This window comes from Pseudomonas sp. CLCA07 (assembly GCF_053615335.1).
The window spans coordinates 1489189-1507078 of record NZ_CM132131.1 but is presented as its reverse complement, the minus strand read 5'-3'; the positions used below and the strand labels follow the sequence as shown (position 1 = coordinate 1507078).

Sequence of the window (17890 nt, the reverse complement as noted above, 5' to 3'; positions counted from 1 at the left end):
GTGATGTATGGAGCTGGCGCAGATTCGCATGTTTAAAACCGTGGCCGAAGTTGGCAGCATTGCCCGGGCGGCCGAGTTACTGCATTGCGTGCCGTCGAATATCACGGCACGGATCAAGTCGTTGGAAGCGGAGCTGGGAGTGGCGCTGTTCCTGCGTGAGGGTCGCGGTCTGCGTATCAGTCCGTCGGGGCAGACCTTCCTTGCCTATGCCTTGAAAATCCTTGCCCTCACCGCCGAGGCCAAACGCGCAGTCGACCCTTCGGCCGAACCCTCTGGCCCCTTGCGCATCGGGGCCATCGAGTCGTCGGCCACCGGGCGTTTGCCGCGTCTGCTGGCCAAATTCCACAAGCGTTACCCGCAGGTGGCGCTGGAGCTGACCACCGGCACCTGGCTCCAGTTGCTCGACGACACGCTCAATCACAAGCTCGACGGTGCAATTGTCGCGGTCGACGTCGAGCGTTCGCACCTCAAGCGCACGCCGATGTACCGCGAAGAGTTGCTGTTGATCGCCTCAACCTCCCTTGGGCCGTTGCGCGACGTGACGGACTTGCAGGATAAGACGATGTTCCTTTGGCCCCAGGGCTGTCCGTACCGGGCGGCGATGGAGCATTGGTTATTGCGCAATGGGTTGGCGCTGCCGATTGTCAGCCTGGCCAGCTATGGTGCGATTGTCGGTTGCGTCAGCGCCGGGGCCGGCGTGGCGCTGGTGACTAAAGGAGTTTTCGATCAATACGCCAAAGGCGCCGGGTGCGTGGCGTTTGAGTTTCCCGAACTGACGGCAATCGAGAGCCTGTTTTACTGGCACGAAAACGCCGGGGTGCACCCGGCGCGAGAGGCGTTTGTGGCGATGCTCCGCGAGGAGTTTGCGTAACGCAGTACCAGTTCCGTCCGGACACGATTGAACTTATGGGCGATGTCCGGCGTTCATAATCGGGCCTGGCCTTGGCGCCAGTTCTTATTTTTGGGAGGGCATGTGAACGCAAGAGCGTTTAATCGTTATTGATGACGATGTCCGCTTTTGGCCGATTTCTGCCTGTCGCCACCGGCGGCAGCCGACCCAAAGTGGTCTGTCGCTGATCCCAAAAGCTGCCGAATAGCGAACGTTTAATACGAGCGGCGGGACCCGGCTTGCCAGGGTACGTCGGCTCGATGAAAGGCTTAGGTCCCAGCTTCGCGAAGCCGCCGCAGTAAGTTTTCTTCTGGTTTGACTTCAATCGTTTCACCCACAGACGTGTGAATCAGCGCCCGCAGCGTTCGGAGGTTCTTCGGCGAGAGATCTTGGACGAAGCGAGTAGCGAACTCTTTGGGCCAAGACGGTAGAGCAAGAAATGAAACCATGAAGGTTACTTGCTCGCCATGCGCGAGCTGCTTTGGATACTGCGGCGTGTACTGCCCATAGAGAGGCTGAATGCTGTGGCGGGCGCTCTTTCCCCTTCCAACGCGCCACCCGACCGAATTTACAGTAACTGGCCGACCTCCAAGATTGACTATGGTGAAACCGACGTGTTCTTCCGCAGGCGTGCCATCGCCTGCGAATACGAGCCGCACCCCCACAGTAGTGCGTACGCGGATTCGCTCGACTCGAAGTGCAAGACGTAGCGAGACGATGACTGCGGCCAGCGTGGCCGCCCCGCCGGTCGGCCAAGGCTCCCCCTGCCAGCACGCCGAAGGCGCTGGCAAAGAGGAAGGCGGTCAACGCCGAGTTGGCCCAGGTCAAGGCCACGCCCTGGCCTTGCATCAGGGCGGCGACCGAGAACTTCTCAATCGCGCCGGTGCTCAGGTTCAGCAGCACGAACAACAGGGTCAGGCTTAGCACCATAGGCGAGAGCAGTGACAGGCGACGGGCGCCGAGGGGGGGCGGGTCGGCGGCGGGATGCAGGCGACTGACCTGGGCCAGTGCGGAGCCAGGGATCAACAACAGCGCCAGTGCGACAAACCCCACCAGTGCCGCCGCCGCGAAGGCCATGGCCGGGTTGCTCGCCACCGCGATACCCAGCAAAAACACAGGGGCCACGGCCGCGCCAAGGAAGCCGGCAAAGGTATGCACGGAGAACGCCTTACCGATGTGGGCGGGGTCAATGTGTCGGGACAGCAGGGCGTAGTCGGCCGGGTGATAAATGGCGTTGGCGACGCCGGCCAGCGCCATGCCGATCAACAAACAGGTGTAGCCGGGCAGGAGTGCAATCAGCAGGAAACTGCTGCTGCCCAGTGCTAGCGCGACCAACAGCAAGCGCCTGGCACCGTGGCGGTCCACGGCAAACCCCATGGGCGCCTGTACCAGCGCCGTGACGATATTGAACAGGCTCAAAGCCAGGCCCAGCTCGACATAATCCACGTTGAAAAAAGCCGGAAGCAGGGGGAACAGCGCCGCCAGCACCATGATGTGCAAATGACTGACAAAGTGCGCTGCGGCGACCTGAGGCAACAACCCGATACGAATCGTCATGGCGAAACCTGTGTGATGAGCATGGCAAAACCGGCGCAGAGCTTAATGAGGCGATGGTCTTGCGCGATAGTCCATTACCGATGAGTCCACCAGACCACTTTGAATGGCAGCGACTTCACGACGCCTGCCCCTGCGTAGACGTGTGGCAGCGGCATTGAGCGCGGTGGTCTGCAACGTCGGCACGAACTGGTATGGTTGGCCGGTCCGTGGGCGGCTAGGGTAGTGCGGCGTGTTATCGGGCGTTTAAACAGGGAGTGACCATGCCGCATTTCGCTTATCGGGAGGGCCACGCGCTGCCAGGGGTCAGTGGCGTTGCGCTGCCCCAGGTGGACGGGGAGGTGTGGCGCGCCATCGACGCCGAGCGTCAGCGCCAAGTGCAGTCAATCGAGCTGATCGCCGCCGAAAACGTGGTCAGTCGTGCAGTGCTCGAGGCCCAAGGGTCGGTGCTGACCAACAAATATGCCGAGGGCTACCCAGGGCGTCGCTATTACGCCAGTTGCTGCAATGTCGATGCAATTGAAGAACTCGCCATCGAGCGGGCCAGGCAACTGTTCAGCTGTGCCTATGCCAACCTGCAACCCCATTCGGGCAGCCAAGCCAACCAGGCTGTGTTTCTGGCTCTGCTGGCGCCGGGGGACAAGATCCTGGGCCTGGACCTCAAGTCCGGTGGGCACCTGTCCCATGGTGCTGCGTTCAACCTGTCCGGGCTCTGGTTTCAGGCCCTCAGCTATGGCGTGCACCCGGTGACCCATAGGGTCGACATGGATCAGGTCGAGCAGATCGCCCGACAAGAACGCCCACGCCTGATCATCGCAGGGGCCTCGGCGTATTCACGGGCGCTGGATTTCGCCCGGTTTCGTGCGATTGCCGACGAGGTGGGTGCGTTCCTGATGGCCGACATCGCCCACGTCGCCGGGCTGGTCGCGGGTGGTGCGTATCCGTCTCCAGTGCCGTTCGCCCACGTCACCACCCTCAGCACCCACGCCACGTTGCGCGGTCCGCGTGGCGGGATGATCCTGTGCAATGAGCAGGCCATTGCGCAGAAGATCAATGCGGCTGTGTTCCCCGGCCTGCAGGGCGCGGCACTGATGCACACCGTTGCGGCCAAGGCCGTGGCGCTGGGCGAGGCATTGCAACCGGCCTTCGGCGCTTATGCCCACGCCGTGGTCGCCAATGCCCAGGCCTTGTGCGGCCGATTAGCTGAAGGTGGGCTGTTGGTCGTGTCGGGCGGCACCGACTGTCACTTGGGGGTGATTGACCTGCGGCCCTGGGGCCTGGTGGGGAATGTCGCCGAGCGTGCGTTGGAGGCAATCGGCATTACCGTGAACAAAAATGTCGTGCCCGGCGATGAGGTCAAGCCCACCGTGACGTCCGGCATTCGTCTCGGCAGTGCGGCGTGCACTTCGCGTGGCATGGGGGTCGATGAGTTCAGGGAGATCGGCGACATGATTCTGGCCATGCTCGGTGGCGTGCGCAGCGGTGCCCTCGACGGCCGCACTGAACGCTCGATTCGTGAAGGCATAAGCGACCTGACCAAGCGTTTCAGGCTGCCGTATTAACCGCCTGCGCTTTTTTGAAAAGGAATTCCAATGCCCGGCATCATCCCCACCGGCCGCCTGGCGGCAACCCGCACGTCACGGTTCAGACTGTTCACCACCGCCAAACCTCAACCCGTCATCGCGGTTGAATGCCCCAAGCTGCCCAAGCGTGCGCGGATGGCCGCCCAGGCCCAGCAGCTGCTGATGAACTATGCGCTGGGCCATTAGATTTTCAGGGCGTTGGCCAGGCGCAACATGGCGGCTTCGATTTCATACGCGGTCAGGGAGGAGTAGCCCAGCAGCCAGCCCTGTTGCTTCGGGTCGCCCGCGTACAAGCCGCTGAGGCCGGACAGTTGCACGCCGGCAGTGGCGGCTTGGCGGATGGTTTTTTCCTCGGACCATCCGGCTTTCAGCAAGCAGGGGATTTGCAACCCGCCCGGCGGCAGTTCGGCGGTGACCACCGTGCTCAAGTATTTGCCGATGGCATCGTGCATGATCGACCGGCGTCCGGCATACAGCTTGCGCATGGCCCGGACATGCGCGTTGTAATGGCCGTCTTCCATAAAGCGCGCCAGCGTCAGTTGCAGCGTTTGCGGAGTGTGGCCGTCCATCATGCTGCGCGCATAGGTAAAGGGCTTGACCAACTCGGAGGGCAGCACCATATACCCCATGCGCAGGCCGGGGTAGAGGGTCTTGCTGAACGTGCCGATGTAGAGCGTGCGCTGATACTTGTCCAGGCCCTGCACGCACGCCGTGGGTTGCCCGTCGTAATGGAACTCGCTGTCGTAGTCATCCTCGATGATCCACTTGCCTTTTTGCGCCGCCCAATTGATCAACTCAAGACGCCGCTCCAGCGGCAACGTCGCGCCGGTGGGGTATTGGTGCGAGGGCGTGACATACACGCAATTGGCGCCGCTGCGGTCGGCGTACAGCAGGTCGGTGCGGATGCCCCGTTCATCCACATCAATGGGCAGCACCTTGGTTTCGGCGATTTCGAAGGCCTTGCGGGCGCCGTAATAGCCGGGGTTTTCCAGCAGAATCGGCTTGCCGGCGTCCACCAGCAACTGCGCGCACAGATACAACGCCTGACGAGTGCTGCTCAATACCAGCACCTGGTCGGAGGAGCATTTGGCGCCGCGTTCGAGGTTCAGGTAGGTGGCAATCGCTTTGCGCAGGGGCTCGGCCCCTTGTGGATCGCCATGCAGCAGTACGTTCGCGCGATAGTCCTTCATGACCTGGCGCTGCAAACGCTCCCAGACATCCGTCGGGAAGCTGCGGGTTTCCGGCAGGCCGGTGGCGAATGCCTTGATGACTTGCTGATCGCGCACGCCGCCGGTGTCGAAGATCATCCGCCCGCGTTGGCTGAGTTCGGCGCCCGGCGCGGCGACGCTGCTCCTGACTTCCTGAGCCTTGAGGCGTCGGCGGCCGGCACCGCGCAATTCGGCGCCCACCGTGTCGCAGACGTAACTGCCGGCGCCTTCGCGGCGCACGATGAACCCGTCCCGATGCAACTGCACATAGGCGTTCTCAACGGTGTCACGGGCGCAACCCAGTGACTTGGACAGTACCCGCGTGGCGGGCAGTTTCAAGCCGGGGCCGAGGGCACCGTCGAGAATCAGCGCACGCAGTGCACGTTGGATCCGCTGGTGCAAATCCAGTAGCTGAAACTCAGCGTCGTTGAGGCGCATCTTCAGGGTTTCCAGCTCGAAGGTCTTTGCCATGTGGTCTGCTCTCTTTCCATGAACTGGCAGGTAAAGGCAGGCCAGTTTATCCGTAGACTCCGGCCCTCGCCACCCTAGGCTTTACCTCGGTGATTACGCGCAGGGCGAGCGTTCTTGAACAGGAGTTACTCAACCATGGCTCGGTCACACAACTTCAGCGCAGGCCCCACCGCGGTGCCGTTGGACGTCCTCACTCAGGCGCACGAGGAGTTTTTCGATTTTGCCGGCACCGGCATGTCCGTGATGGAAATCAGCCATCGTTCGCAGGTGTTCATGGCGGTGGCCCGCGAGGCCGAACGGGACCTGCGCGATATCCTCGGGGTGCCGCCCGCCTACAAAGTGTTGTTTCTGCAAGGGGGCGCCTCGTTGCAGTTCGCTCAAGTGCCGATGAACCTGATAGGCGATAAAGGCACGGCGGATTACCTGCACACCGGCCTCTGGTCGGGCAAGGCGATCGAGGCTGCACAGCGCTACTGCGATGTGCGCGTGGTTGCCAGTGCCCACGCGTCCGGTTTCGACCGCGTCCCCCACGCCTCTGACTGGCGCCTTAACGCCGACGCCGCCTACTTGCACTACACCGAGAATGAGACGGTGCACGGCGTGCAGTTCATCGACACACCCGCGAGCGACGCGCCGCTGGTGTGCGATGCCTGTTCAAGCCTGCTGTCCAAGCCGATCGACATCGCCAGGCATGGGCTGGTGTATGCCGCCGCGCAGAAAAACATGGGCGTGGCCGGGTTGACGGTGGTCATCGTGGACCCGGCGTTGCTGGAGCGTTCCCATGCCTTTACCCCGGACATTCTCAACTACGCGCGCATCAGCGACGCGCAGTCGATGCCCAATACCCCGGCGACCTTCCCTTGGTACCTCACCGGCCTGACGCTCAAGTGGATCAAGCACAGTGGCGGTCTGCAGGCCCTGCATCAGCGCAACCAGGCCAAGGCGCGAATGCTGTACCGCGCCATCGATGGGAGTGACGGGTTTTACCGCAACCCTGTGCAGTTACCGTATCGCTCCATCAACAACGTGCCCTTCCGGCTGGCCGAGGCGGCGCTGGAGAAGGCCTTTTTGCGGAGCGCCGAGCAGGCCGGCCTCAATGGCCTCCAAGGCCACGCCAGCATCGGCGGCCTGCGCGCCAGCCTCTACAACGCCGTTTCAGTGCCGGCGGTCGAGGCGCTTTGCGATTTCATGAACGCGTTTGCGCGCGAGCATGGATGAGCCGACCGCGCAAAGTGGTCTGGCCTGCTGCGTTAAAGCGTAGGGGTAAAACCTGCCATTCAACGGCTATAAATGACCGCTTACCAGCGGCCGGATACATCGTCCAGCAAGGAGCCAAGACCTATGTCAGCTACTCAATCCCTCTCGTCCCTGCGTCTGCGGGACCTGCTGCACCCGGTGGTTGCCGGGCTGATTTCAGTGATCGTCAATTACGGCGGCACCTTCATCCTGGTGTTTCAGGCCGCCAAGGTCGCAGGGCTCAGCCCTGAGTTGACGGCGTCGTGGGTTTGGTCAGTGTCGATCGGGGTAGGGGTGACCGGGCTGTTCCTCAGTTGGGTGAGCCGCGAGCCGATCATCACCGCCTGGTCGACCCCGGCGGCGGCTTTTTTGATCGTCGCCTTGGCGACCACACCCTACGCTGAGGCCATCGGGGCGTACATGATTTCGGCTGCAGCGTTCGTGCTGCTGGGCGTGTCCGGCTACTTTGAAAAAGCCGTTCGCCTGATCCCGCCCGGTGTGGCAGCGGGCTTGTTGGGCGGCATCCTGCTGCAGTTCGGCATCGGTGCGTTCGCCAGCATGAGCGTCGACCCGTTATTGGTCGGGGTGTTGATCGGCGCCTACATCGTGTTCAAGCGCTTGAGTGCGCGCTATGCGGTGGTCGGCATTCTGGTGCTGGGGCTTGGCTTTCTGTTGATGCAGGGGCGCGTGGATTTCACGGGGCTGGCGCTGGAGTTTGCGACACCGGTGTTCACACGCCCTGAGTTCTCGGTCAATGCGTTGTTGAGCGTGGCGTTGCCGCTGTTTCTGATCACCCTCACGGGGCAGTACATGCCGGGCATGCTGGTGCTGCGCAATGACGGGTTCAACACCAGTGCCAACCCGATCCTCAGCGTGACCGGGCTGGGTTCTTTGCTGATGGCGCCGTTCGGTTCCCATGCCTTCAACATCGCGGCCATCACGGCCGCCATCTGCACTGGCAAGGAAGCCTCTGAAGACCCGTCCAAGCGCTGGATCGCAGGCGTGGCCGCGGGCGTCTTCTACATCCTGGTGGGGATTTTCGGCGTGACCCTGGCGGCGGTGTTCATGGCCTTCCCGGCGACCTTCATCACCACCCTGGCCGGGCTGGCCCTGTTGGGCACCCTCGGCGCGAGCCTGGCCAATGCCATGGCGGACGTGAAATCGCGGGAAGCGTCGCTGATCACCTTTCTGGCCTGTGCGGCCAATATCACCCTGCTGGGCATCGGCGGCGCGTTCTGGGGCCTGGTCATCGGCCTGGCGGCCTACGCCGTGCTCAATGGGCAGTTGCCGCGTCGTGAAAAGACGGCTGTCCCAAAGGCCGAACCGGTTGCAGTGCCCACCAAAGGAGCGGCCAACTGATGCCTGATCAAACCGAAGACCTCAACACCCTGCATGCGCGCCATGGTCGTTACCCACAGGCCGGCAGTGTCGAAGACTTTCGCCGCAACCTGGCCGCCGTGCAGCAACGCATTGTCGAGGCGTGCGGTCGAGTAGGGCGGGACCCGGCCGGTGTGCGCTTGCTGCCGGTCAGCAAAACCTTTGATGAAGCTCATCTGCGTCTGGCCTATGCCGCCGGTTGCCGCCTGCTGGGCGAGAACAAGGTGCAGGAAGCACAGCGAGTGGGAAGCCATGACCGACCTGCAAGACCTGCAATGGTCGGTGATCGGCCACTTGCAGACCAACAAGGCCAAGCAGGTCGCACGCTTCGCCAGCGAGTTCCAGGCCCTGGACAGCCTGCGGGTGGCCGAGACGCTGGACCGTCGGCTGCACATTGAAGGTCGGCAGATGGACGTGTTCGTCCAGGTCAATACCTCAGGCGAAGCCAGCAAGTACGGGCTGGCGCCCGATGACGTGGCGGCTTTCCTGGAGACTATGCCTGCGTTCCCGAGACTGCGGGTTCGCGGGTTGATGACGCTGGCGCTGTTCTCGGCCGACGTGGTGCGGGTGCGCCCGTGCTTCGTCCGGCTGCGTGAATTGCGCGATCGCTTGCGTCATTGCGCCCCTGATGGGGTGTCGCTGCAAGAGCTGTCGATGGGCATGTCGGGTGACTTTGAAATCGCCATTGAAGAGGGCGCGACCGTGGTGCGCGTCGGACAAGCGATCTTCGGTGCCCGAGCCATGCCGGATGCGTACTACTGGCCGACCGCCGATGCCCGCCCCCTCAGTGAAGACAGGTTGTTGTCGATCACTCCCAGCCGTTGATCCCCCCAACAGGAAGGCCCGCAATGTCCGCTGCACCCGCTTACCTCATGCACACCTCAGCCCGACAACCGGTTTCGTTCAGCCGAGGCCAGGGCGCCTCGTTGTGGGACACCGAGGGTCTTGAATACCTGGATGCCATCGCCGGTGTGGCGGTGACGAGCCTGGGGCATGCCAACCCCGAAATTGCCGCGGCCATCGCCGAACAGGCCACGGTGTTACTGCACACGACCAACCTGTTTCGCATCCCATGGCAGGAGCAATTGGGCGAACGACTGTGCCTGCTCTCGGGCATGCAACGGGCGTTTTTCTGCAACTCCGGAGCGGAGGCCAACGAAGCGGCGCTCAAACTGGCCCGCCTGCACGCCAACGCCCGGCAGGTGACCCAGCCACAAGTGTTGGTGATGGACAACAGTTTTCACGGGCGCACCCTGGCCACTCTCGCCGCCACCGGCAACCCCGCCGTGCATCGCGGCTTCGAGCCCCTGATGCCGGGCTTTGTGCGAGTGCCTTACGACAACATCGAGGCGATTCGCCAGGTCGCGGCGCAGTCACCCGATATCGTCGCGGTGCTCGTCGAGCCGGTGCAGGGTGAGGGGGGCGTGCACGCCGCCTCTGCCGGCTACCTGCAGGCCTTGCGCCAACTGTGTGATGAACACGACTGGCTGATGATGATCGATGAAGTGCAGACCGGGCTGGGCCGCACCGGTACCTGGTTTGGTTTTGAGCATGCGGGCATCGAGCCGGACGTCATTACCCTGGCCAAAGCGCTGGGCAACGGTTTCCCCATCGGCGCTTGCCTGGCGCGGGGCAAGGCCGCCGAGCTGTTTTCCCCCAGCCACCATGCGTCCACGTTCGGCGGTAACCCGCTGGCGTGCCGCGTGGGCTGCACAGTGCTCGACATCATGCAGCGCGATCACATCCCGCAACGCGCTGCCGCCTCGGGCCGCCGCTTGTTGGCGGCCTTGAAGCTGGCGCTGGGCAACCATCCTGAGGTGGTGTCCATTCGCGGCATCGGCTTGATGATCGGCATTGAACTCAATGGCCCGTGCGCCGAACTGGTCGGCCGGGCCCGTGAAGAACAACGTCTGCTGATCACCGTCACACGGGGCACCACCGTGCGCCTGTTGCCGCCGCTGATCTGCGATGACGCACAGATCGACGACATCGCCGCGCGCATCACGCGCCTGCTGTCACCCGCCGCTTGAATTCTTGACCAAGGACACTTTGCACATGTACGACTCGACGCTGACCCTCAACGCTTTCGACCCTGAGCTGTATGAATCGATTCACAACGAAGAGCATCGCCAGGAAGACCATATCGAGCTGATCGCCTCGGAAAACTATGCCAGCCCGCTGGTGATGAAAACCCAGAGCACGGTGCTCACCAACAAGTACGCCGAAGGCTACCCCGGCAAGCGCTATTACAGCGGCTGCGAATACGTCGATGTGGCCGAGCGGCTGGCCATCAAGCGGGTCAAGGCCCTGTTCGGCTGCGACTACGCCAACGTGCAACCCCATGCGGGCGCCCAGGCCAACGCGGCGGTCTTCTTGGCACTGATCAACCCCGGTGACACGGTGATGGGCATGAACCTGGCCCAGGGCGGTCACCTGACCCACGGCAACCCGGCCAACTTTTCGGGGCGTCACTACACCATCGTGCCTTACGGACTGGACCCGAAAACCGGCTTTCTTGACTATGACGAGATGGAGCGCATCGCACTGCAGACGCGCCCCAAAATGTTGATCGGTGGTTTTTCCGCGTATTCGCGGTACAAGGACTGGGCACGCATGCGCAGCATTGCCGATAAGGTAGGGGCTATCTTCTGGGTTGATATGGCCCACGTCGCCGGGCTGGTCGCCGCGGGCGAATACCCCGACCCGCTTCCCCATGCGCATGTGGTCACCAGCACCACGCACAAAACCCTGCGCGGGCCACGCGGCGGTTTGATTTTGTCCAAGGGACAGGATGAGGCTTTCTACAAAAAGCTCGATGCCGCTGTGTTTCCCGGCGTGCAGGGCGGGCCGCTGATGCACCAGATCGCGGCCAAGGCCGTGGCGTTCAAGGAAGCGCTTTCGCCGGCGTTCAGCGTCTACCAGACCCAAGTGGTCATCAACGCCCGGGCCATGGCCGGGGTGTTGCAAAAGCGGGGGTACAAGATCGTCTCGGGCGGCACCGACAACCACATGATGCTGATCGACCTGTCCGACAAGCCCTACACCGGCAAGGAGGCCGACGCGGCCCTGAGCAGTGCCTATATCACCGCCAACAAAAACTCGGTGCCAAATGACCCGCGCTCACCGTTTGTGACATCCGGCCTTCGTATCGGCACCCCGGCGGTAACCACCCGCGGGTTTGGTGTGGAGGCTTGTGAGCAAGTGGCCGGCTGGTTATGCGACGTACTGGACGCCCTGGAAAACGGTGACACCGACAAGGTCGGGCACCACGTGCGCGAACAGGTTGTCGCGCTGTGCCGTCGTTTTCCGGTCTATCGCTGAGTCTGGCCCGGCCATTGCCTGATCGGGTGGTGGCCGGGTGTTCAACTGTTTTATCAGGCGATCCCCTTGGCCACACCCACGCGCCATTGATCAGGTAATTGCCCACAATCCGCGACTTGTACACTCGCGGATTGTGGTTCGCCAACGTGCCAGTAAAATATGAATATTTACTCACTCGTTCAAAATGTAGGCTTTCTGGTGTTCATAACCGTTCTACCTGAGCCCGAGGGTTTTGGCCGGTTGCTGTCGGTCATAATGTAGTGTTTGGACACGCCCAGCAGAGACTAGGTCTGCCGATTAAACTCAATCCGTTGTGGCCCTAGTCTGGCTCGGGTTCCCACGCTTCGTGCTTTAAATCCTCTTATAAGATTAATTTCGGTTTGGGGCTCCAGCCCTGACACGGCGATGTCTACGGCGCTTTCGCTCCTGCCGGGCATCTTGCTCCTGTCTTGCTCTGCAATAGGTTTTTTCTACGGATTGATTCCTCGACAGTGGTTGATTCTTGAAAGGCCTTGCAGCCCTTACGCGGCGTGGCCTCCAGAGGATTACCCGAATTTTCGTTTCTACCGTCCTTCAACCCGTGAGTCTGGGCAAAACTCTTGCCGTCTGATTGGCAGTCCTTCGGTTCGTGCAGGTATATGTTTCGCGGGAGAGCGAACGTGAGGTGATACGCTCAGATTTGAGCGCATCGCCGCTAACGATCAGGTAACGGTGCGAGCGTTACCCACAGTGGGAAAATCCCACCTTTAACCCTCAGAATTTCGCTGGTCGACTACCCGGCCCATCCACCAACTGTGAGTGGGATCTACATACCCTGGATTCGAGGTATCTACTGCGCAGGCTTTCCGACCTCAAGTAGAGATGCGTCCAAATCTGGATGCATCTCTCCACCCTCAATCTGAGGTCCAACCACCAGCGGTGGATGGAGCAGATCTGCGCCATTACCCCCGGCAGCAGCTGCACCCCGCCAACGTTGTTTTCCACATTGGGGGTGAGCATTGCCAGGGCGCTAAAAACGCTCTCACTCGCAGTTTAAAACCTCGGCTTTAACAAATTGCGGTTACGCCTCGCAGGCCCCGCCGTTCGTGGCTTGCAGTCTGTTTTGTGAATCTTTAAATCTAACGCCTGTCCACCTGAACCATGACCGAATTGAAACCGTATCTAACGGGTGCAAGGAAATACCTTCGGGTCACAACCCTAGCCCCCCCGTTAACAGCCCGAACACATCGATGAGTGACAAGATTGCTCCCATGGAAAAATGAAGAGGATGAATTACCAAGGTTGGGATTACCCCATCAGCCTGTGTGTCGCGTTATCGATTTCATCGGCCCAGAGCTGGGCCGAAACCGTGGTGCCGACCAAAGGCCAAAGTTCGCAACAAACCCAGTTGGACATCAACGTATGCCATAGCGTGGCAGCCAGTCAGGCGGCTTCGACTGACACTTCTCCGGGGTAAGGGTGCGTGGGGCGGCGGTCGGCGCTGCGGCAGGGGCGGTCGCAGCCGTTGCACGCGGGCGTCAGCATGACGAATTTTACGAGGGGGCCAATGACAACGTGAAACAAGAGTATCGGCAGAATCAAGCTCAGGCGCGGCGGCGGGTGTCGTGGTCGGTGGTTCGCGTCAGCGTCAGGAGCGCCGGGCTAATGAGAAAACCAGTGCTGTCAACACCTCGACGGCCTATACCAGTTGCCTGCAAGGGAAGGGGTATCAGGTTACTCCGTGAGTCTGTGCTTTTTCGGGCCGGTCAAGCAGTCGGACCATCACGCAGGCATACAGCGTGACCGCCATAAACAGCCCCATGCGCACGGCGAAGGCGGTGTAGACGTCTTTGCCCAAAGCGCTGTCCTGCACTGACTGGCCCAGCAGGATGATCAATGTGATAAAGGTGTTGAGCCATAACCCCGGGCCAAACCGGGTCGGGCTCAGGGCGTACAGCTTGCGCGCCAGTATCAGGCCGAACAACAGCGTCCACAGAAAGAACATCCACAGGTGCACAAACAGGCTCAGTGCGCACCAGAACAGGATGGCCAACAAGCCGCCGAGCAAGGTGGCGCCGACCAGCTCGCGACCGGCATTGCGGGCGCTGGTCGTGTTGCATTGCTGACCCAGGCCGACCGCCTTCAGGATAATCGGCAGATAGCTCGCCGGGTCGATCATTGCCAGCAGGAACGTCGGCAAGACAATCAAGGTTGCACGCAACGCAATCCGACTGGCTTCTTCGCCCACCGGCGGTGGGGCAGCGGGCGGCGCCGGCGCATTGGCAGGCTCGGGGAAAAGCCAATGACTGATCGCAATCACCATCACCGCCAGTAACAGCCCTTTGACCAGCGCCCCAATGACCATTGCCGCTGCGTCGAACTCGGCGACGCCCGCCGACGAGATCATGGTCAGGCCCATCACCAGCAAGGTTACGATCAGGTTATTGCCGCCACTAAGCCCCCACCGGAAGACCATGAACAGGCTGACCGTGACCAGCAGCACGCCGGTCAACGGGTAGTAACGCAGGATCGGGATCAAGAGCAGGCCGATACCGGTGGTCAGCATCGCGACCAGCGCGAGAACGATTGCCGCCTTGAAGGGCAACGGGCGATTGACCGAGGCCAAGAGCAGCAGGCACAGCACGGGCGCGAGAAACGGTATCGGCAAAGCCAGGCCGAAACTGATGGCCAGGCACAGTGCCGTGCCACTGGCCAGCCGTAAGGCACGCTGCTCCCGAGGGGAACGTTTAGTAGGCATAAGACAGCCAGCTCATCAGGCCTAAATAGGCCCGGCCGAGCGGGTTGAGCAGATTGCCTTCCGAGGGGAAGGCCATGACTTCAGCCTGCCCGCCGGCACGAATGTTCCCGCTGCCACGCAGTGTGCTCATGGACTGCTCGGAAAACTCGATGATTACCGGGAACCGTTGGGCCGGTCGCAGCCAGTCCCGGCTGTTCTGGATACCGGGCAAAGTGCCGGGCGGGGTCGGCTGCCCGACGCTGATGCCATAACCGACACTGCGTACATGGCCGTCGAAGACTTCACCCGGCAGTGCATCGAGGACGATGGACACCGGCGTGTCGGGCCGCACCAGGCCGAGGTTGTTCTCGGTCATGTCGGCAGTGATCCAGATGTCCTGAATGGTGATCAGGGTCATGACCGGGCCGCCCGCCGAGGCGAATTGCCCGACATCGGTGCGCAGGTCGGTGATCAGGCCTGCCGAACGGGCTCGGGTTTGCGTGTTGGCCAGGTCCAGTTCGGCTTTTGACAGGGCAGTGGCGGCACTGCGCAACTTTGCGTTGACGTCTTCACCGCCACCTTCTGTTTCTTTTGCACGCTCTACTTCGGCGCGGGCGGCGGCGGTTTGACTGACTGCCGCATCGCGGGTGGTGCGTGACATTTCGAGCACGCGCACAGAGATGGTCCCTGGGTCTTCACGGTACAACCCTTCCAGGCGCTGATTCTCCTGACGTGCCTTGGTTTCATTGGCCTGGGCGACGCGCAATGTCGCTTGCGCCGAGGCAATCCCTGCGGTGCTGGCCCCTAATTGCCGGCGTGCTGTCTCAAGGTCGGCGCGGGCGCGATCGACGGCAATCTGATAGGGCGCCGGGTCCACCTCGAAGAGCACCTCGCCGGCCTTGACGGTCTGATTGTTGTGTACGTTCACCCGGATCATCTTGCCCGCGACTTCCGACGCCACCGGAATGACGAATGCGCCCACACGCGCTTGTTGCGTATACGGCGTGAACCGGTCGGCTAACAAGTACCAGACCAGGCTCAGGATGATCAGTATCAACACCCATTTGATGCCTTTTTTCACCGGGTCGGCCGCTACCGGTTCGCTGGCGTCGGGGGAGGGTTGCGAGGCTTCACTCATGGCTATTTTCCTTGGCTGGCAGCGGGTAAACGGGCAGTGCGGCGGCGGGATCGTCAAGCATGTGGCCCCAGTCGATGCGTTCTTCCATCACCTGGCGGGTGGCCGAGTCCACATACGGCTGAGGGGTGTACCAACCACCGCCCAAGGCCTTGTACAGGGCGATGACATTGCTGACTGCATTGCCGCGTGCCAGCAGGTAATTGTCCTGTTGTTCGAGCAGCGCGCGTTGAGCGTCCAGCACCCGTTGGAAGTCGGCGTAACCTTCCCGGAATTGCACGCTGGCCAGCACCAGCGAACGTTCGGCAGCCCCTCCGGCGTCGCGCAGGATGCGTTCGCTCTCCAATGACTGGATCAGGCCGTTGGCCGCATCATCGGCTTCGCGAGCGGCCTGGCGAACTTTATCGCGGTAGGCTTCGATCAACTGCTGCAACCGCGCGTCCTGGACGCGCACGTTGTTGGCGATCTGCCCGTGATCGAATACATTCCAGCGCAGACTGGGACCACCGATCAGGTCCAGGCTGCTGGAGGTGCCATTGAGAGAGTCCGCCGACCAGACAATGCTGCCGAGCAGTGTCAGCGATGGATAGAAGTCGGTTTCGGCCACGCCAACCAACGCACCTTGGGCGGCGACATTGAGTTCGGCGGCGCGGACGTCAGGCCGGCGCAGCAACAGGCTGGCGGGCACATCTTGCAGCACGGCGCGATCGACCAGTGGGACCAGGGTGTTGTTATCGATCACCTGTGGCAGGCTGCCCGGCGGTTGCCCGATCAGCACGGCCAAGGCGTTACGCGTGCGTTGCAACTGGTCCAGGAGGTTGGGAATACTGGCCAACGTGCCCAAGTATTGGGTTTTGGCCTGTTGCAAATCGAGTTCGGCATCCTGGCCGCTGTTGAACAGTTTTTCGGTGATCTCGTAATTGCGCTTTTGCTGCGCGGCGTTTTCACGGGCGACACGCAAACGGGAGTCTGTGGTGCGCAGCAAATAATAGGTATCCGCCACTTGGGCGCGCAGCAAGACCAGGACGTCTTCATAGTTGGCCTGGGCGGAAAAGTAAGTCGCATCGGCCGACTCGATGGCGCGACTGAAACGCCCCCAGAAGTCGAGCTCCCAGCCGATGTCAAACCCGCCGCTGTGTTGCCACAAATTGCTGTCTTGCGGATTGTTGCCACCATGTTGGTGACGGTCAATGTACAAACTGTCTGCGCTGACTTGCTGCAGTTGCGGGTACAGCCCTGCTTGCGTAATGCCCAGCTTGGCGCGGGACTCCATGACGCGCAAACCGGCGATTTTAAGGCTGGAGTTGTAGGCATCCGCTTGCGCAATCAGTTGATCGAGCACCGGGTCGTTGAAGACATGCCACCACTGTCGCAGATCCGGACTGGGCCCGCGTTGGCTGGATTGTTCGAGGGCCGGGGTGTCCCAATGTTTGATCCACTCTTCGCCCGGAGGCTGGAAGTCCGGTCCCAACCGAATGCAACCGCTCAGGGCCAGCGCCCCCAGCAGAATGAGATGGCCTGGCTGCAACTTTAGGGGGCGACCTGGAGGCATTGCGCTGTGTCCAGCCAAAAAAAGATCGCGGGAGCTTACACGTCCGAGGGCGTTATCGAGTGGCCAGCGTTTTTTTTTCTTGCTGCAAAATGATTCCGTGATCGATCGCGTATTTGACCAGCGTCGTCGGTTTGTCGATGTAGAGTTTGCGGCGGATGATCAAGCGATGGGTTTCGAGCGTACGCGCGCTTACTTTCCTTACTTTTCACTTCACTTGTTGAGTTCGTTTCTACTATCTCTTGAATTTGGTTAGTGATTTTAGTCGGCCATCGAAAACAGCTTCGTGCACATATCGACTAGTTCCTAAGTCTGGCGCTTGTGTCACGCTATTGGGTGTGAGTACGTCACGCATTTCTAATGCCGCTAAATCCCAGGAACCCATTGCATGCATATTTCTTATGCGAGGCACGTCCGCCGCGAGTTCTACAAAACTGTATGGTTTTACTTTCGTGTTGTCTGGCCGATTTTTTCCCTCCTCCTGTTTATGATCGTAGTGCTCGGTCTGATCATCAGTCACCTGGAAGAATGGAGCCCATTTGACGGTATCTACTTTGCCTTTGTCACTGGCTTGACCATCGGTTATGGCGACCTAGTACCCAAACTGGCCACCTCGCGTGTCCTTGCCATCGTGCTCGGCTTTCACGGCGTTCTGATGACGGCGATCTTTGCGGCGATCAGTATTCGGGCCATTGAAGTCACCGCGCAGGCGGCCAAATCCGATGAGTAAGGCCGCCGCATCGCGCAGAACGACCGATTACACAGAACTAGTTACACACTCGGTTACTTTTCTATTTCACGGCATTGTGACAGGTGGGGCGGAGGATGCCGCCGCACTGTTGAATGGCCGT

General features: G+C 61.2%; 13 protein-coding genes and 2 pseudogenes. 10 read left to right on the top strand and 5 right to left on the bottom strand.

The annotated features are described in order from the left end of the window. Positions 1 to 7: 7 nt before the first annotated feature. Positions 8 to 871 carry a LysR family transcriptional regulator gene (locus ACWGZX_RS06905; protein ID WP_452627788.1) on the top strand — a complete coding sequence of 288 codons (864 nt, stop codon included), beginning with the start codon at positions 8 to 10 and terminating at the stop codon, positions 869 to 871. Positions 872 to 1219: 348 nt separating this feature from the next. On the opposite strand, the gene ACWGZX_RS06900 is transcribed toward ACWGZX_RS06905, so the two are convergent. Then, on the bottom strand, positions 1220 to 2446 hold the full coding sequence (locus ACWGZX_RS06900; RefSeq protein WP_452627787.1) for an MFS transporter: 1227 nt from the start codon (positions 2444 to 2446) through the stop codon (positions 1220 to 1222). Between the two features lie 260 nt (positions 2447 to 2706). Here ACWGZX_RS06900 and ACWGZX_RS06895 point away from each other — a divergent pair, with 260 nt between their 5' ends. Both ACWGZX_RS06895 and ACWGZX_RS06890 read left to right on the top strand, forming a co-directional pair. Further along, a complete protein-coding gene (locus tag ACWGZX_RS06895) occupies positions 2707 to 4005 on the top strand; it encodes a serine hydroxymethyltransferase (protein WP_452627786.1) in 1299 nt (432 codons plus the stop codon). A gap of 30 nt (positions 4006 to 4035) precedes the next feature. Next, positions 4036 to 4212, top strand: a complete 177-nt coding sequence (locus tag ACWGZX_RS06890) for a hypothetical protein (protein ID WP_452627785.1) — start codon at positions 4036 to 4038, stop codon at positions 4210 to 4212. Here ACWGZX_RS06890 and pdxR read toward each other — a convergent pair. Continuing rightward, complete coding sequence (pdxR, locus tag ACWGZX_RS06885; protein WP_452627784.1) at positions 4209 to 5705, bottom strand: MocR-like pyridoxine biosynthesis transcription factor PdxR; 1497 nt, start codon at positions 5703 to 5705, stop codon at positions 4209 to 4211. The genes ACWGZX_RS06890 and pdxR overlap by 4 nt on opposite strands. A 135-nt stretch (positions 5706 to 5840) precedes the next feature. On the opposite strand from pdxR, the gene serC reads away from it, so the two are divergent. The 6 genes and pseudogenes from serC (at position 5841) to ACWGZX_RS06855 (ending at position 13363) form a co-directional block, all read left to right on the top strand. Continuing rightward, positions 5841 to 6923 carry a 3-phosphoserine/phosphohydroxythreonine transaminase gene (serC, locus tag ACWGZX_RS06880; RefSeq protein WP_452627783.1) on the top strand — a complete coding sequence of 361 codons (1083 nt, stop codon included), beginning with the start codon at positions 5841 to 5843 and terminating at the stop codon, positions 6921 to 6923. Between the two features lie 123 nt (positions 6924 to 7046). Continuing rightward, positions 7047 to 8300 (top strand): benzoate/H(+) symporter BenE family transporter, encoded by a 1254-nt coding sequence (locus ACWGZX_RS06875; RefSeq protein WP_452627782.1) that lies wholly within the window; start codon positions 7047 to 7049, stop codon positions 8298 to 8300. Beyond that, a pseudogene (locus tag ACWGZX_RS06870) lies at positions 8300 to 9143 on the top strand (YggS family pyridoxal phosphate-dependent enzyme). Before ACWGZX_RS06875 ends, ACWGZX_RS06870 begins: the two are co-directional and overlap by 1 nt. A 23-nt stretch (positions 9144 to 9166) precedes the next feature. Continuing rightward, positions 9167 to 10348 (top strand): acetylornithine/succinylornithine family transaminase, encoded by a 1182-nt coding sequence (locus ACWGZX_RS06865; protein ID WP_452627781.1) that lies wholly within the window; start codon positions 9167 to 9169, stop codon positions 10346 to 10348. A gap of 25 nt (positions 10349 to 10373) precedes the next feature. Further along, entirely contained in the window at positions 10374 to 11639 is a 1266-nt protein-coding gene (gene glyA / locus ACWGZX_RS06860; RefSeq protein ID WP_452627780.1) for a serine hydroxymethyltransferase, read from the top strand. Positions 11640 to 12897: 1258 nt separating this feature from the next. After that, positions 12898 to 13363: pseudogene (locus ACWGZX_RS06855) on the top strand (hypothetical protein). On the opposite strand, the gene ACWGZX_RS06850 reads toward ACWGZX_RS06855, so the two are convergent. Genes ACWGZX_RS06850 through ACWGZX_RS06840 form a run of 3 tightly spaced genes read right to left on the bottom strand, consistent with a single transcriptional unit; the run spans position 13348 to position 17042 of the window. After that, on the bottom strand, positions 13348 to 14376 hold the full coding sequence (locus ACWGZX_RS06850) for a DUF2955 domain-containing protein (RefSeq protein WP_452627779.1): 1029 nt from the start codon (positions 14374 to 14376) through the stop codon (positions 13348 to 13350). The pseudogene ACWGZX_RS06855 and the gene ACWGZX_RS06850 sit on opposite strands and share 16 nt — an antisense overlap. Beyond that, positions 14366 to 15493 (bottom strand): HlyD family secretion protein, encoded by a 1128-nt coding sequence (locus ACWGZX_RS06845; protein ID WP_452627778.1) that lies wholly within the window; start codon positions 15491 to 15493, stop codon positions 14366 to 14368. Before ACWGZX_RS06845 ends, ACWGZX_RS06850 begins: the two co-directional genes overlap by 11 nt. Continuing rightward, entirely contained in the window at positions 15486 to 17042 is a 1557-nt protein-coding gene (locus tag ACWGZX_RS06840; protein ID WP_452627777.1) for an efflux transporter outer membrane subunit, read from the bottom strand. The genes ACWGZX_RS06845 and ACWGZX_RS06840 overlap by 8 nt, the downstream gene beginning before the upstream one ends. 385 nt (positions 17043 to 17427) lie before the next feature. Here ACWGZX_RS06840 and ACWGZX_RS06835 point away from each other — a divergent pair, with 385 nt between their 5' ends. Then, entirely contained in the window at positions 17428 to 17769 is a 342-nt protein-coding gene (locus ACWGZX_RS06835) for a potassium channel family protein (protein ID WP_452627776.1), read from the top strand. The last annotated feature ends 121 nt before the right edge of the window (positions 17770 to 17890 follow it).

Excerpts from the sequence above, each read along its gene's own strand:
- ACWGZX_RS06890 (WP_452627785.1), top strand. The coding sequence starts at position 4,036 with ATGCCCGGCATCATCCCCACCGGCCGCCTGGCGGCAACCCGCACGTCA.
- ACWGZX_RS06835 (WP_452627776.1), top strand. The coding sequence starts at position 17,428 with ATGCATATTTCTTATGCGAGGCACGTCCGCCGCGAGTTCTACAAAACT.
- ACWGZX_RS06875 (WP_452627782.1), top strand. The coding sequence starts at position 7,047 with ATGTCAGCTACTCAATCCCTCTCGTCCCTGCGTCTGCGGGACCTGCTG.
- ACWGZX_RS06895 (WP_452627786.1), top strand. The coding sequence starts at position 2,707 with ATGCCGCATTTCGCTTATCGGGAGGGCCACGCGCTGCCAGGGGTCAGT.
- ACWGZX_RS06840 (WP_452627777.1), bottom strand. The coding sequence starts at position 17,042 with ATGCCTCCAGGTCGCCCCCTAAAGTTGCAGCCAGGCCATCTCATTCTG.
- ACWGZX_RS06865 (WP_452627781.1), top strand. The coding sequence starts at position 9,167 with ATGTCCGCTGCACCCGCTTACCTCATGCACACCTCAGCCCGACAACCG.
- glyA (WP_452627780.1), top strand. The coding sequence starts at position 10,374 with ATGTACGACTCGACGCTGACCCTCAACGCTTTCGACCCTGAGCTGTAT.
- ACWGZX_RS06905 (WP_452627788.1), top strand. The coding sequence starts at position 8 with ATGGAGCTGGCGCAGATTCGCATGTTTAAAACCGTGGCCGAAGTTGGC.
- pdxR (WP_452627784.1), bottom strand. The coding sequence starts at position 5,705 with ATGGCAAAGACCTTCGAGCTGGAAACCCTGAAGATGCGCCTCAACGAC.
- ACWGZX_RS06845 (WP_452627778.1), bottom strand. The coding sequence starts at position 15,493 with ATGAGTGAAGCCTCGCAACCCTCCCCCGACGCCAGCGAACCGGTAGCG.
- serC (WP_452627783.1), top strand. The coding sequence starts at position 5,841 with ATGGCTCGGTCACACAACTTCAGCGCAGGCCCCACCGCGGTGCCGTTG.
- ACWGZX_RS06900 (WP_452627787.1), bottom strand. The coding sequence starts at position 2,446 with ATGACGATTCGTATCGGGTTGTTGCCTCAGGTCGCCGCAGCGCACTTT.
- ACWGZX_RS06850 (WP_452627779.1), bottom strand. The coding sequence starts at position 14,376 with ATGCCTACTAAACGTTCCCCTCGGGAGCAGCGTGCCTTACGGCTGGCC.